Consider the following 15,044-nt stretch of genomic DNA (forward strand, 5'->3'; position numbering starts at 1 on the left):
AACGCATTATGTCGCAAATAGAATTGCAGCCGGGTTTTGACTTTCAGAAAGCAGGCAAAGAGGTTCTGGAGATTGAACGTGAAGGTCTGGCGCAGTTAGATCAGTACATTAATCAGGATTTTAGTCTGGCATGTGAGAAGATGTTCTACTGTGCTGGCAAAGTCGTGGTGATGGGGATGGGTAAGTCCGGCCACATTGGACGTAAAATGGCGGCAACATTTGCCAGCACCGGAACCTCTTCCTTCTTTGTACACCCGGGGGAAGCCGCGCACGGCGACCTGGGTATGGTCACGCCGCAGGATATCGTCATCGCACTGTCTAACTCCGGTGAGTCCAATGAAATTCTGGCGCTGATCCCGGTACTGAAACGATTGCAGGTGCCGCTTATTTGCATGACCAGCCGTCCGGAAAGTAGCATGGCGCGTGCGGCCGATATTCACCTGTGCGTGAAGGTTCCCAAGGAGGCCTGTCCGCTCGGCCTGGCGCCAACGTCCAGCACCACCGCAGCGCTGGTCATGGGTGATGCGCTTGCCGTCGCACTGCTTGAAGCCCGCGGTTTTACGCCGGAAGATTTCGCGCTTTCCCATCCGGGCGGCGCGCTGGGGCGCAAGCTGCTGCTTCGGGTAAACGATATTATGCACACCGGGGATGAGATCCCTCACGTCAGCAAAGAGGCCTCCCTACGTGATGCGCTGCTGGAAATCACCCGTAAGAATCTGGGTATGACGGTCGTGTGCGACGATCTGATGAAAATTCAGGGGATCTTCACCGATGGCGACCTGCGCCGCGTGTTCGACATGGGTGTTGATGTCCGTACCCTGGGCATTGCCGACGTGATGACGCCGGGCGGTATCCGCGTGCGTCCGGGTACGCTGGCCGTTGATGTGCTGAACCTGATGCAGTCCCGCCATATCACCTCCGTTATGGTTGCCGATGGCGACCAGTTGCTGGGTGTGGTACATATGCATGATCTGCTGCGCGCAGGCGTAGTGTAATGAAGGATAAGACAATGAGTAATGCGGGTGCATCCCTTGCAACCTGTTATGGCCCGGTCAGTACCCAGATGATGGCAAAGGCGAAAAACATTCGTCTGCTCATCCTGGATGTGGATGGCGTACTCTCCGATGGCCTGATTTACATGGGCAATAATGGTGAAGAGCTGAAAGCATTTAACGTCCGCGACGGCTATGGTATCCGCTGTGCGCTCACCTCGGGTATTGAGGTGGCTATCATCACCGGGCGAAAAGCTAAACTGGTAGAAGACCGCTGTGAAACCTTAGGAATTACCCATCTGTATCAGGGGCAGTCCGATAAGATGGCGGCGTTTAAGGATTTACTGGGTAAACTGGCTATCGCACCGGAAAACGTGGCCTACGTTGGGGACGATCTGATTGACTGGCCCGTGATGGCTGAAATCGGGCTGAGCATCGCCGTTGCCGATGCGCATCCGCTGCTGATCCCGCGCGCTGACTACGTTACCCACATCAACGGGGGCCGTGGTGCCGTCCGTGAAGTCTGCGATCTGCTTTTGCTGGCGCAGGGCAAGCTTGATGAGGCCAAAGGGCAATCGATATGAGTAAAACCAGACGCTGGATTATCATTTTGCTTTCGCTAGTCGCACTGGTATTGATTGGCGTGAACCTTGCCGATCGCGACGATACGCAAACGGAAGTGGTTGACAATACCGATCCAACCTATAAAAGCGATCACAGCGAAACAGTGGTCTACAGCCCGGAAGGCGCGCTGAACTATCGCCTGATTGCCCAGCATGTTGAATATTTTTCAGATGACGGTATTTCGTGGTTTACCCAACCTGTGATGACCACATTCGATAAAGACAAAGTGCCGACGTGGTCAATTAAGTCAGATCGGGCCAAACTGACAAATGACCGTATGCTTTATCTGTACGGCCACGTTGAAGTCAACGCCCTGACCGCTGACTCGCAACTGCGAAAAATTACGACGGATAATGCCCAGATCAACCTGGTTACTCAGGACGTGACGTCGCAGGATCTGGTCACACTGTATGGCACAACATTTAATTCCAGCGGTTTGAGAATGCGCGGGAACTTACGCAGCAAGAACGCCGAGCTGATTGAAAAGGTTAGAACCTCCTATGAAATTCAAAACAAACAAACTCAGCCTTAAAGTAATTATCGCCAGCGCGATGCTGGCGACCAGTCTCCCCGCGCTTGCTGTAACGGGCGATACCGACCAGCCGATTCATATCGAGTCCGACACCCAGTCTCTCGATATGCAGGGTAACGTCGTCACCTTCACGGGTAACGTCGTCATGACCCAAGGCACCATCAAAATTAACGCTGACAAAGTGGTCGTTACCCGTCCGGGTGGCGAGCAGGGCAAAGAGATCATTGATGGTTACGGCAACCCGGCAACCTTCTACCAGATGCAGGACAACGGCAAGCCGGTGAAAGGCCGCGCCTCACATATGCACTACGAGCTGGCGAAGGACCTGGTTATCCTGACCGGAAACGCGTATCTGGAACAGCTGGACAGCAACATTACCGGCGACCAAATCACCTATCTGGTGAAAGAGCAAAAAATGCAGGCCTCCAGCGAGAAAGGTAAACGCGTCACGACCGTACTGGTTCCGTCGCAGCTGCAGGACAAAGGCAAGGGCCAGGCCCCGGCACAGAAGAAGAGTAACTAATCCGTTATGGCAACATTAACTGCAAAAAACCTCGCGAAGGCCTATAAGGGCCGCCGTGTCGTAGAAGATGTCAGTTTGACCGTCAACTCTGGCGAAATCGTGGGGCTGCTTGGCCCTAACGGTGCGGGTAAAACGACAACCTTCTACATGGTCGTTGGCATTGTGCCGCGCGATGCCGGCAACATAATCATTGACGATGAAGACATCAGTCTTCTGCCGCTTCACGCGCGCGCGCGTCGCGGGATCGGCTATCTGCCGCAGGAAGCCTCCATTTTCCGTCGACTTAGCGTTTACGACAACCTGATGGCGGTCCTGCAAATTCGTAACGATCTGACCAGCGAACAGCGTCAGGATCGTGCCAACGAGCTGATGGAAGAGTTCCACATTGAGCATCTGCGCGACAGCCTCGGTCAGGCACTCTCCGGGGGCGAACGCCGTCGCGTTGAGATCGCGCGTGCGCTGGCCGCAAACCCTAAATTTATCCTTCTGGATGAACCGTTTGCGGGTGTTGACCCGATCTCGGTTATCGACATTAAACGTATCATTGAACACCTGCGCGACAGCGGGCTTGGCGTACTGATCACCGACCACAACGTCCGTGAAACGCTGGCCGTATGTGAACGCGCGTATATTGTGAGCCAGGGCAATCTGATCGCCCACGGTACGCCGCAGCAGATCCTCGAAGACGATCATGTTAAGCGCGTCTATCTTGGGGAAGACTTCAGACTCTGATAGGGTAGAGGTAACGTAACGCCGAACCGGAGAAAAATGCTCTGAACATGAAGCAAGGTTTGCAATTAAGGCTCAGCCAACAACTGGCGATGACGCCGCAGCTACAGCAGGCAATTCGCCTGTTGCAACTGTCCACGTTAGAACTTCAGCAGGAGCTCCAGCAGGCGCTGGACAGCAACCCCCTGCTGGAACAAACCGATCTTCATGACGAGGTAGATACCCAGCAATCGCAGGATACAGAAGCGCTCGATACCGCCGACGCACTCGAACAAAAAGAGATGCCCGACGAGCTTCCGCTGGATGCCAGCTGGGATGAAATCTACACCGCCGGAACGCCTTCCGGTACGCGTGCTGACTACCAGGATGATGAGCTACCGGTCTATCAGGGAGAAACCACCCAGTCGCTGCAGGATTACCTGATGTGGCAGGTGGAACTCACTCCCTTCTCCGATACCGACCGCGCGATTGCCACCTCAATTGTCGATGCCGTTGACGACACCGGCTATTTGACCGTCACGCTTGACGATATTCTGGAAAGCATGGGCGACGAAGAGATAGAGCTTGAGGAAGTTGAAGCCGTTCTGAAGCGCATCCAGCGTTTCGATCCGGTAGGCGTAGCCGCAAAAGATCTGCGCGACTGCCTGCTGATCCAGCTTTCTCAGTTCAGCAAAGAGACGCCATGGCTCGACGAGGCGCGCGTGATCATCAGCGATCACCTGGATCTGCTGGCGAACCACGATTTCCGCACCCTGATGCGCGTCACGCGCCTGAAAGAAGATGTGCTGAAAGAAGCGGTGAATCTGATCCAGTCACTCGATCCACGCCCGGGACAGTCAATCCAGACCAGCGAGCCTGAGTACGTTATTCCGGACGTGCTGGTCAGAAAACACAATGGCCGCTGGGTCGTTGAGCTGAATTCAGACAGCATCCCTCGCCTGCAAATCAACCAGCAGTATGCCTCCATGTGCACCAGCGTGCGTAACGACTCCGACAATCAATATATTCGTAGCAATCTTCAGGAAGCGCGATGGCTGATCAAAAGTCTTGAGAGCCGAAATGATACGCTGCTACGCGTCAGCCGCTGTATTGTCGAACAGCAGCAGGCTTTCTTTGAGCAGGGCGAAGAGTATATGAAACCGATGGTGCTGGCGGATATCGCCCAGGCCGTCGAGATGCATGAATCAACCATTTCCCGTGTCACCACGCAGAAGTATCTGCACAGTCCACGCGGTATTTTTGAGCTTAAGTATTTCTTCTCCAGCCATGTGAATACCGAGGGCGGCGGTGAAGCGTCGTCAACGGCCATTCGTGCCCTGGTGAAGAAGTTGATCGCCGCGGAGAACCCCGCGAAGCCGCTAAGCGACAGTAAGTTAACCACCATGCTGTCCGATCAGGGTATTATGGTGGCACGTCGTACTGTTGCGAAGTATCGAGAGTCTTTATCCATTCCGCCGTCCAACCAGCGTAAACAGCTGGTCTGACACAACCGATAAGGAAGACACTATGCAGCTCAACATCACTGGACAAAACGTCGAAATTACTGAGGCTTTACGCGAATTCGTGAACGCGAAGTTTGCAAAACTCGAGCAGTATTTCGAAAGGATCAATCAGGTCTATATTGTGTTGAAAGTGGAGAAAGTGACTCATATCTCGGATGCCACCCTGCATGTTAACGGGGGTGAACTGCATGCCAGTGCGGAAGGGCAAGACATGTACGCTGCTATCGACGGCTTGATTGATAAGCTTGCGCGACAGCTCAATAAACATAAAGATAAACTGAAACAACACTAATTGTCCGGGCAGTTAACGGGTGCAGGACGGCCTGTTGTGAAACACAACAGGCCATTTGTACAGTTAGCGCTTAGGTGAAATTATGATGAACAACGATTCCGCTCTTCAACTGAGCAATGTCCTTAACCAGGAATGTACCCGCAGTGCGGTTCACTGCCAGAGCAAAAAACGTGCGCTGGAGATCATCAGTGAACTGGCTGCTAAACAGCTGGGCCTGCCGCCGCAGGTGGTGTTCGAAGCGATTCTGACCCGTGAAAAAATGGGCAGTACCGGTATCGGCAACGGCATCGCGATCCCGCACGGCAAACTGGAAGAGGATACCCTGCGTGCCGTTGGTGTGTTTGTGCAGCTTGAAACACCCATCGCCTTTGATGCCATTGATAACCAGCCCGTCGATCTCCTTTTCGCGCTGCTGGTGCCTGCCGATCAGACGAAAACCCACCTGCATACGCTGTCGCTGGTCGCAAAACGTCTGGCCGATAAAACTATTTGCCGTCGACTGCGCTCGGCCCAAAGTGATGAAGAGCTCTACCAAATTATCACTGAAGCAGAAGGCAATCAGGATGATGCATAACCAGGAGATGGCCTTCACATCTGTTGTCCTGAGGAGAAACGGAACATGGTGCTGATGATTGTCAGTGGCCGTTCAGGGTCGGGGAAATCCGTTGCTCTGCGCGCGCTGGAAGACATGGGTTTTTACTGCGTTGATAACCTGCCGGTCGTGTTGTTGCCCGATCTGGCCCGCACGCTTGCGGAGAGACAAACCTCTGCAGCCGTCAGTATCGACGTCCGTAACATGCCTGAATCGCCAGAGATCTTCGAACAGGCCATGAGCAACCTGCCTGACACGTTCTCGCCTCAGCTGCTGTTCCTTGATGCAGACCGCAATACGCTAATCCGTCGCTACAGCGATACCCGTCGCTTGCACCCGCTTTCCAGTAAGAACCTCTCTCTGGAGAGTGCTATCGATGAAGAGAGCGACCTGCTGGAGCCACTGCGTTCTCGTGCCGACCTGATTGTCGACACCTCTGAGATGTCCGTTCACGAGCTGGCAGAAATGCTGCGCACCCGGTTATTGGGTAAACGCGAGCGTGAACTGACGATGGTGTTCGAATCCTTTGGCTTCAAGCACGGTATCCCGATTGATGCGGATTATGTTTTCGACGTGCGCTTCCTGCCGAACCCGCACTGGGATCCGAAGCTGCGTCCCATGACCGGCCTGGACAAACCCGTCGCGGCCTTCCTCGACAGGCACACAGAAGTACACAATTTTATCTACCAGACGCGAAGCTACCTTGAGCTATGGTTACCTATGCTGGAGACAAACAATCGTAGCTACCTGACGGTAGCGATTGGCTGTACCGGTGGTAAACATCGTTCGGTTTATATCGCCGAACAGCTGGCCGACTATTTCCGCTCGCGCGGTAAGAACGTTCAGTCCCGTCATCGCACGCTGGAAAAACGTAAAACATGACCGTAAAACAGACCGTTGAGATCACCAATAAGCTGGGCATGCATGCACGCCCGGCGATGAAGCTGTTTGAGCTGATGCAGGGTTTCGATGCAGAGGTTCTGCTGCGAAATGACGAAGGCACCGAAGCGGAAGCGAACAGCGTGATCGCGCTGCTGATGCTGGATTCCGCCAAAGGGCGCCAGATTGAAGTCGAAGCCACCGGACCTCAGGAAGAGGAAGCGTTGGCAGCTGTGATTGCGCTGTTTAATGCAGGGTTTGACGAAGATTAAGGTCTGCTATTCAGGCGGGTAGCGCTGCGCTTACCCGCCCTACATTAATTTATTGCTCTCCATAAACCCTTCCCCTCCCAACTGACGCATCTGGCGCATGATCCACGCCTGACGGCTTCGCACGTACCCTGATGGGGCACTGGCTTTAAAGCGGATAGGGTTCGGTAAAACGGCGGCCAATAACGCTGCTTCTGACATGCTCAGACGGCTGGCTGGCTTATTGAAATAACGCTGCGCGGCAGCTTCCACGCCAAAAACGCCGTCACCAAACTCAGCGACGTTGAGATAGACGGTCAGAATGCGTTTTTTGCTCCAGACCGTTTCCATCCCCAGGGTCAACCCCGCTTCCAGCCCCTTTCGCACCCAGCTGCGGCCGTCCCACAGAAACAGATTTTTGGCCGTCTGCTGCGACAAGGTTGACGCACCGCGCACGCGGTTTTCATGGCGTTCATTATGGGCTAGCGCCTTCTCAATGGCCGCAACGTCGAATCCCCAGTGCTCCGGGAATTTCTGATCCTCCGCCGCGATGACCGCCAGCCCCATGAGCGGTGAGATCTCGTCCATGCTCACCCAGTCAGAATGGGCAACATAGCCGAAATCACCGCTGAGCCACGCGCCGAGCTGACGCTCAACCATCACGGCAGAGAACGGGACCGGCATAATGCTGAACAGGGCGAGTCCACCGCCCCAAAATACCGCCAGCACCAGAACGATGCGCAACAGGATACGTTTTACCCACGCGCCAGCACCAGATTGACGACTCATTCAGCCAGCACCAGCACTCGGGCGACCAGCTTTTCGATCCCCATAGCCGCTTCTGCAATATTCTGCGCCAGCATATACGCAGGCGTGGTGACTATTTTGTTATCTTCATCAACCACAATGTCATCCACCGGGCACGGAACGTGTTCGCCCCCCATTTCCTCTACGATTTCCGCGGTATCAATATCCGTCCCGATGGTCAGGCGCAGCGGGAAATCAAAAATCCTGGGCAACATCGCCGGTGCGATACAGATAAAGCCCAGCGGTTTCCCTGCCGCATGCATGGCCTGCGACAGCGCTTTGAGATGAGGATCGATCTGACACTCCGCGCCCTGCTCGGCAAAGGTACTGAGATTTTTGGCCGCGCCAAACCCACCCGGCACAATGAGCGCATCAAGCTCTGCGGCGTCTGCCTGAATAAGAGGATGGATATCACCTCGCGCAATACGCGCGGCTTCAATCAGCACGTTACGGGTTTCCGCCATTGGTTCACCGGTCAGATGGTTAATCACATCCGACTGATTTTTGTCTGGTGCAAAACAAATAACCTCCGCTCCCTGCTTAGCCAGGGCCAGCAGCGTGATTACGGCTTCATGTATCTCAGAACCATCGTAAACACCGCATCCGCTCAGCACGACACCAATCTTTTTCATCATGACAATCCTTTTCTGCAACTTGCTGAAGCACATTAATAATTTTGATTAAAACGCTATGCTTCACACATTTCACTGATTCATGTAACAAATCATTTAAGATTTGCTATCTTATCTGCGTGCGGCCTAAATTTTTCAGGCAGCGCCCTTTCGAAAATAACTTTAAAAAAATAGGCGCAGCCACGATTTCCCTGGTGTTGGCGCAGTATTCGCGCACCCCGGTTAAGCCGGGGTCATTTTTTTCTGGCGTCGACCCAGGCTTTAAGCACCGCAACATCGTTTTGCCACTCTTGTTTCATCTCTTCAACCCAATCACCCACGTTATCTTCCCATGCAGGTAAATCAGGCGACTGAATCTGTTGACCCAGCTGCTGAAGATGGCGCAAACCGACCGAGCCGGCGGCACCTTTGATTTTATGTCCTTCTTCGACGATGCCTTTCTGGTCCCGGGCCGTCAGGTTTGATTCCAGAACGCTCAGATAGCCCGGCATCATTTTTTCGAAGACCGCCAGACCATCGGTAATAAGTTTCGGGCCTACCAGATCGATATACTGCTCCAGCATCGCGGTATCGAGTATCGTTTGGGCTTTTGCGCTATCAACAGACGTCATGGTGCTCTCCTCTTCATCACGGGTATCCCAGAACTTCTTAATCATGGCGGTCAGAGCAGGCACCGCCAGCGGCTTGCTGAGTACATCGTCCATACCGGCATCGAGATACTCTTTTTTATCTTTCAGCACGTTCGCCGTCAGCGCCACCAGCGGCGGCAGTTCGTCGGCCGCGTACTGACGCGTCAGCTCACGCGAGATATCCAGCCCGGTCATATCCGGCAGCTGGATATCAAGCAGCACAAGGTCGTATTCGCCCGGTTTAAACATCTCCAGTGCGGCCTTACCGGTCATCGCGACATCCACGCTGTTGCCCAGTTTTTCCAATACCGAGCGAGCCACAATCACGTTCAGCTCAATATCCTCCACCAGCAGAACGTGCAGGGCAGGCAGCGGCATATCGTCATTTTCGAAGGTATCTTCTACCTCTTCCGCCACCGCCGGCGCATGGACCGTTAGCGTGAAGGTTGACCCTTTGCCCGGCTGGCTGGCAACGGTGATATCGCCACCCATGCTCTTCGCCAGACGTTTAGAGACCGCCAGGCCAATGCCTGTTCCGGTCGCCGGTTTTCCGCCGTTGCTGTCCTTCACCTGGTAGTACATGGCAAAGATTTTGTCCTGCTCCTCCTGCGGAATACCAATCCCGGAGTCCTCCACCTCGAAGTGCAGCATATCTCCTTCGTCATAGCGGATACGCACCGCCACCTGCCCCTTCTGGGTGAATTTCACCGCGTTGCTGATAAGGTTCCACAGGATCTGGCGCAGACGCGTGCCGTCAGTCACCACTTTATGCGGCAGCGGCAGGGTTGGCTCCATGACAAAACTCAGTCCCTTCTGCTGGGCCTGCAGGCCGGACAGGTTTTCGAGATCGGCAAGGAAGCTGGTGAAATCAACAGGCTGATTATCAAGCTGAACTTTACGGCGCTCCATCTTATCCATATCAATAATATCGTTGAAGATATTACCCAGCGTGACCGCTGAGACATGGATAGTCTTGAGGTATTTTTCCTGCTCTGCGGTCAGGTCGGTATCCAGCAGAATACGGCTCAGCCCGACAATGCCGTTAAGCGGCGTGCGCAGCTCGTGGCTAATGGTGGAGATAAAGGTGGTCTTGTCGCGACTGGCGCGCTCCAGGGCATCCTGATAGCGCTTACGCTCGGTGATATCGCGGCCAAAGCCCATCAGGCCGTGGCGTTTCCCCACGCGGTCATAGTACGGAACCTTACGGATCTCAAAACAGGCTTTGCGTCCGTCCGGGTAATCCAGCCACTGTTCATAGGTCAGCGAGACGTTATGACGGAAGACTTTTTCGTCGGTCTCCATGACCTTGGCCGCCGCCTCTTCAGAGTAAACGTCCTGCGGCTTCAGGTGAATCAGCTGCTTCTCGCTTTTCCCGGTGAGCAACTCCATCGCCCGGTTACAGCCGGAAAACTCTTTATCTTCATTGCGGTAAAACACCAGGTCCGGCGACGCATCGAGGAACGACCGCAGGAAAGAGGATTGCTGCTCAAGCTGGATCTGCGTGACCTCGCGCTCTTTCATTTCGATTTTCAGCTGCTCCAGCGTGGCCTGACGTTCGGCTTCCGCCTTCTCACGATCGGAGATCTCCTGATTCAGTTGCGCAATGTTGTCTTTAAGCTGGACGTTAAGCTTCAGATCGCGCTCGCGCATCTCTTCCAGTTTATCGACCAGCTTAGACAAACGCTGACGGGATTCTTCCAGCTGTTCAACCACCACGGAAAGGAAATAGACCGCCCAGGGGGTAATGAGCAACCCAAAGAAGATGGAGCGGATGACGTCGATACTCTCGACCTGACCATGCAGAACCATAGTAACGGCCATTTGCACAACAATGGCCAGAACGACCAGCGCCAGCGCAAGCAGCATGGAGAAACGCACCAGCCCAAGCTTCATCATCAGGTCGACGTAATACTGGGCGAGCATTCGAATTTGCTTCATAGAGGATCCCTTCACGACGTTATCGCTCAATAATACTCAAATTCAGGGCGAGGCGTTGAAGGTTATGAGAAAAAGTGCGGGGTGAAACAGGTGATTAGCCTCGCTTCCGGTTAACCGGAAGCGAGGAGAGGTCAATCAGGAGCGTTTCAACATCAGCCACAGGCTGATCAGGAGGAAGCTGGCGCTTGGCAGCAGCGCACCAATTATCGGCGGAATGCCATAAACCAGCGTCAGCGGACCGAAGATCTGATCGAGCACGTAGAACACAAAGCCGAAGCTGATGCCGGTCACGACGCGAACCCCCATCGGCACGCTGCGCAACGGACCGAAGATAAACGACAGCGCCATCAGCATCATTACCGCCACGGACATTGGCTGGAAGATTTTGCTCCACATGTTGAGCTGATAACGTCCCGCATCCTGTCCGCTCGACTTCAGATATTTCACATAGTTGTGCAGACCGCTGATGGAGAGCGCGTCAGGATCCAAGGCAACAACACCGAGCTTGTCAGGCGTCAGGTTGGTCTTCCACGTGCCGGTTACCGTCTGAGAACCCGTAATCTGTTTCGGATCGGTCAGGTCGGATTCATCAACCTGGGATAACCGCCACTGCTTATGTTCGGCGTCAAATTTCGCCGAAGAGGCGTGGCGAACGGACTGCAGACGGCGCTGGTCATCGAAAGCGTAGATGCTCACCCCGCCCAGTTCATCATTCCCCTTCACCCGTTCGATGTAGACGAAGTTTTTACCGTCTTTAGCCCATAAACCTTGCTGAGTCGAGAGCAGCGAACCACCGTACATGGCCTGAGCACGGTAGTTACGCGCCATCTGTTCACCCTGAGGCGCAACCCATTCGCCAATCGCCATGGTCAACAGCACCAGTGGGATTGCGGTTTTCATCACCGACAGCGCAACCTGCATACGGGTAAAACCCGAGGCCTGCATTACGACCAGCTCGCTGCGCTGCGCCAGCATTCCCAGCCCCAGCAGCGCACCCAGCAGGGCCGCCATCGGGAAGAAGATCTGCACATCTTTCGGCACGCTGAGCAGGGTATACATCCCCGCGCCCAGCGCGTCATAGCTCCCCTGCCCGGCTTTTTTCAGCTGATCGACAAATTTGATAATGCCGGAGAGCGACACCAGCATGAACAACGTCATCATGATGGTGGTAAAAATGGTTTTACCGATATAGCGATCAAGAACGCCAAACGCCTGCATTAGATGGCTCCTTTACGCGAGAATCGGGCACGTATACGGCGCACAGGCACCGTATCCCACAGGTTTAACCCCAGCGCCAGTAAGATATACAGGCTGTTGACGAACCATGTCCAGACCATAGGGTCCAGCTTACCCTTCGCGCCGTTGGAACGAATCGAGGTTTGCAGCAGGAAATAGATCAGGTAAAGCAGCATCGCCGGCAGCATAGATAGCACGCGTCCCTGACGCGGGTTCACCACGCTCAGCGGAACGACAATCAGCGCCATCATAAACACGGTGAAGACGAGCGTGATACGCCAGTGGAACTCAGCACGCGCCCGGTCAGTATCGGTATTCCAGAGGGTACGCATGTCCATTTGCTCGGTATCCGTTGGATCGAGCGCCACGGTCTGATGGCCGATAATGGCCTGATAGTTCTGGAAATCCGTAATACGGAAGTCGCGCAGCATCGCGGTGCCTTCGAAACGGGTACCTTTGTTCAGCGTCACGACCTGTGAACCATCTTTGCGCTGAGCAAGCTGACCGGAGTCTGCAACCACCACTGAAGGACGCGCGTTTCCTTTGGGACGCAGCTGCGCAAGGAAGACGTCGTTGAATTTACTGCCGTCAACGCTCTCAATAAACAGCACGGAGTTTCCGTCGGTTGCCTGCTGGAACTGCCCCTGGGCTAACGCCGCCATGCCGGGGTTGGCTTTCGCTTCGGCCAGCACTTCGTCCTGATGGCGGGAAGACATGGGCCCCGCCCACATCACATTCACCGCCGCAACGATACCCGTGAACAGCGCCAGTATCATGGCGGCTTTCACCAGCACCGCTTTGCTCAGGCCGCAGGCGTGCATCACCGTGATTTCACTCTCGGTGTAGAGTTTCCCAAGCGTCATGAGCAGGCCAAGGAAAAGACTTAGCGGCAGGATAAGCTGCGCCATTTCCGGGATCCCTAAACCAAGCAGGGAAAGTACCAGATTTGTTGGAATTTCGCCGTCAACGGCCGCACCGAGGATCTTAACCAACTTCTGACAGAAAAAAATCAGCAGCAGGATGAAAAGGATCGCCAGTTGGCTTTTGAGCGTCTCCCGCACCAGATATCTTATGATTATCACTTTAAATACGCCCGTAAAAACCCGTCTCTTTGCTGGAAAATCGCTTGTTTCATGGCTTAAACGTCATTTATTCTCTTGAGTCGTCGAAATCATCGCTAAGATTAAAACATCCGGCGGATTCACGCTTCAGGATTGTTTCTGACGTGTCGAAACCGTAGTAACGTAAGATTAACACGAAGTCACCACAACAGCGGACATGAGTTACGAAAGGTTTCAATTCTATCCGTAGCTGCCGCCGTTGTCTTTAAGATTCAGGAGCGTAGTGCATGGAGTTCAGTGTAAAAAGCGGTAGCCCGGAGAAACAGCGGAGTGCCTGCATCGTTGTGGGCGTCTTTGAACCACGCCGACTCTCCCCGATCGCCGAGCAACTCGATAAAATCAGTGACGGCTATATTAGCGCCCTGCTGCGTCGTGGCGAACTGGAAGGCAAACCTGGGCAGACGCTGTTACTGCACCATGTTCCGAACGTACTGTCAGAGCGTATTCTGCTGATTGGCTGCGGCAAAGAACGCGAGCTGGATGAACGTCAGTATAAGCAGGTGATTCAGAAAACAATCAATACGCTGAATGATACTGGCTCAATGGAAGCCGTCTGCTTCCTGACCGAGCTGCACGTCAAAGGGCGTAACACCTACTGGAAAGTGCGTCAGGCGGTTGAAACGGCAAAAGAGAGCCTGTACAGCTTCGATCAGTTGAAAACCAATAAAAGCGAGCCGCGTCGTCCGCTGCGTAAAATGGTCTTTAACGTGCCAACCCGTCGTGAACTGACCAGCGGTGAACGCGCCATTCAACACGGTCTGGCCATTGCAGCCGGCATTAAAGCGGCTAAAGATCTCGGCAACATGCCGCCGAACATCTGTAACGCGGCGTACCTGGCTTCTCAGGCGCGTCAGCTGGCCGACGCCTACAGCAAAAACGTCATTACCCGCGTCATCGGCGAACAGCAGATGAAAGAGCTGGGGATGCACTCTTATCTGGCGGTCGGTAACGGCTCGCAAAACGAATCCCTGATGTCGGTCATTGAGTACAAAGGCAACCCGTCCGAAGACGCACGCCCGATTGTGCTCGTCGGTAAAGGCCTGACCTTCGACTCCGGCGGTATCTCCATCAAGCCTGCCGAAGGCATGGATGAGATGAAGTACGACATGTGCGGTGCGGCGGCGGTTTACGGCGTGATGCGGATGGTTGCGGAACTTCAGTTGCCTATCAACGTGATCGGCGTTCTGGCGGGCTGCGAAAATATGCCTGGCGGCCGCGCCTATCGTCCGGGGGACGTTCTGACCACCATGTCCGGCCAGACCGTTGAAGTGCTGAATACCGACGCCGAAGGCCGTCTGGTACTCTGTGACGTGTTGACCTACGTTGAGCGCTTCGAGCCTGAAGCGGTGATTGACGTCGCCACGCTCACCGGAGCCTGTGTGATTGCGCTGGGCCATCACATTACCGGCCTGATGTCGAACCACAATCCGCTGGCGCACGAGCTGATTGGTGCGTCAGAGCAGGCCGGGGACCGCGCATGGCGTCTGCCGCTGGGTGACGAATATCAGGATCAGCTTGAGTCTAACTTTGCGGATATGGCGAACATTGGCGGACGTCCTGGCGGGGCGATCACCGCGGGCTGCTTCCTGGCGCGCTTCACCCGCAAGTACAACTGGGCGCACCTGGATATCGCGGGCACCGCGTGGCGCTCCGGCAAGGCCAAAGGCGCAACCGGTCGCCCGGTAGCGCTGTTGTCGCAGTTCCTGCTCAATCGTGCGGGTTTTAACGGCGACGAGTAAGTCAAAACGGCAGTAAACCGTAGGCCGGG

Annotated in this window: 16 protein-coding genes; 11 read left to right on the top strand and 5 right to left on the bottom strand. The window is 54.6% G+C overall.

Going from position 1 to position 15,044, the window contains the following annotated elements; all coding sequences use genetic code 11:
* Positions 1-8: 8 nt before the first annotated feature.
* From kdsD to npr, 10 genes are all read left to right on the top strand, one after another.
* On the top strand, positions 9-995 hold the full coding sequence (gene kdsD / locus KGP22_RS19835) for an arabinose-5-phosphate isomerase KdsD (RefSeq protein WP_023333606.1): 987 nt from the start codon (positions 9-11) through the stop codon (positions 993-995).
* Between the two features lie 14 nt (positions 996-1,009).
* Positions 1,010-1,576: a 3-deoxy-manno-octulosonate-8-phosphatase KdsC gene (kdsC, locus tag KGP22_RS19840; RefSeq protein WP_111964972.1), complete on the top strand. Its 567-nt coding sequence runs from the start codon at positions 1,010-1,012 to the stop codon at positions 1,574-1,576.
* Positions 1,573-2,148: an LPS export ABC transporter periplasmic protein LptC gene (gene lptC / locus KGP22_RS19845; protein ID WP_223580585.1), complete on the top strand. Its 576-nt coding sequence runs from the start codon at positions 1,573-1,575 to the stop codon at positions 2,146-2,148. The genes kdsC and lptC overlap by 4 nt, the downstream gene beginning before the upstream one ends.
* Positions 2,117-2,671 (top strand): lipopolysaccharide ABC transporter substrate-binding protein LptA, encoded by a 555-nt coding sequence (gene lptA / locus KGP22_RS19850; RefSeq protein WP_033146750.1) that lies wholly within the window; start codon positions 2,117-2,119, stop codon positions 2,669-2,671. The genes lptC and lptA overlap by 32 nt, the downstream gene beginning before the upstream one ends.
* 6 nt (positions 2,672-2,677) lie before the next feature.
* A complete protein-coding gene (gene lptB, locus KGP22_RS19855) occupies positions 2,678-3,403 on the top strand; it encodes an LPS export ABC transporter ATP-binding protein (protein ID WP_023309359.1) in 726 nt (241 codons plus the stop codon).
* 47 nt (positions 3,404-3,450) lie between these two features.
* Positions 3,451-4,884, top strand: coding sequence for an RNA polymerase factor sigma-54 (rpoN, locus tag KGP22_RS19860; protein ID WP_111964974.1), 1,434 nt, complete (start codon positions 3,451-3,453; stop codon positions 4,882-4,884).
* Between the two features lie 22 nt (positions 4,885-4,906).
* A complete protein-coding gene (gene hpf / locus KGP22_RS19865; RefSeq protein WP_111964975.1) occupies positions 4,907-5,194 on the top strand; it encodes a ribosome hibernation promoting factor in 288 nt (95 codons plus the stop codon).
* An 82-nt stretch (positions 5,195-5,276) separates the two neighbouring features.
* Complete coding sequence (gene ptsN, locus KGP22_RS19870) at positions 5,277-5,768, top strand: PTS IIA-like nitrogen regulatory protein PtsN (RefSeq protein ID WP_008501443.1); 492 nt, start codon at positions 5,277-5,279, stop codon at positions 5,766-5,768.
* A 45-nt stretch (positions 5,769-5,813) separates the two neighbouring features.
* The gene (rapZ, locus tag KGP22_RS19875) at positions 5,814-6,668 is read left to right on the top strand and encodes an RNase adapter RapZ (protein WP_008501442.1); all 855 of its coding nucleotides are present in this window, start codon (positions 5,814-5,816) and stop codon (positions 6,666-6,668) included.
* Entirely contained in the window at positions 6,665-6,937 is a 273-nt protein-coding gene (gene npr, locus KGP22_RS19880; RefSeq protein WP_003861872.1) for a PTS phosphocarrier protein NPr, read from the top strand. Before rapZ ends, npr begins: the two co-directional genes overlap by 4 nt.
* Before the next feature lie 39 nt (positions 6,938-6,976).
* On the opposite strand, the gene mtgA is transcribed toward npr, so the two are convergent.
* The 5 genes from mtgA to lptF form a co-directional block, all read right to left on the bottom strand.
* Positions 6,977-7,702, bottom strand: coding sequence for a monofunctional biosynthetic peptidoglycan transglycosylase (gene mtgA / locus KGP22_RS19885; protein WP_149367568.1), 726 nt, complete (start codon positions 7,700-7,702; stop codon positions 6,977-6,979).
* Complete coding sequence (elbB, locus tag KGP22_RS19890) at positions 7,699-8,352, bottom strand: isoprenoid biosynthesis glyoxalase ElbB (protein ID WP_136195211.1); 654 nt, start codon at positions 8,350-8,352, stop codon at positions 7,699-7,701. Before elbB ends, mtgA begins: the two co-directional genes overlap by 4 nt.
* A 233-nt stretch (positions 8,353-8,585) precedes the next feature.
* The gene (gene arcB, locus KGP22_RS19895) at positions 8,586-10,919 is read right to left on the bottom strand and encodes an aerobic respiration two-component sensor histidine kinase ArcB (protein WP_111964978.1); all 2,334 of its coding nucleotides are present in this window, start codon (positions 10,917-10,919) and stop codon (positions 8,586-8,588) included.
* Between the two features lie 135 nt (positions 10,920-11,054).
* Positions 11,055-12,137, bottom strand: a complete 1,083-nt coding sequence (gene lptG, locus KGP22_RS19900; protein ID WP_115876359.1) for an LPS export ABC transporter permease LptG — start codon at positions 12,135-12,137, stop codon at positions 11,055-11,057.
* Positions 12,137-13,237, bottom strand: coding sequence for an LPS export ABC transporter permease LptF (gene lptF, locus KGP22_RS19905; protein WP_047650945.1), 1,101 nt, complete (start codon positions 13,235-13,237; stop codon positions 12,137-12,139). The genes lptG and lptF overlap by 1 nt, the downstream gene beginning before the upstream one ends.
* Before the next feature lie 266 nt (positions 13,238-13,503).
* Between lptF and pepA the strand changes: the two genes are divergently transcribed.
* Positions 13,504-15,015, top strand: coding sequence for a leucyl aminopeptidase (pepA, locus tag KGP22_RS19910; RefSeq protein ID WP_023309366.1), 1,512 nt, complete (start codon positions 13,504-13,506; stop codon positions 15,013-15,015).
* The last annotated feature ends 29 nt before the right edge of the window (positions 15,016-15,044 follow it).

This window comes from Enterobacter sp. JBIWA005 (assembly GCF_019968805.1).
Lineage (GTDB): Bacteria > Pseudomonadota > Gammaproteobacteria > Enterobacterales > Enterobacteriaceae > Enterobacter > Enterobacter vonholyi.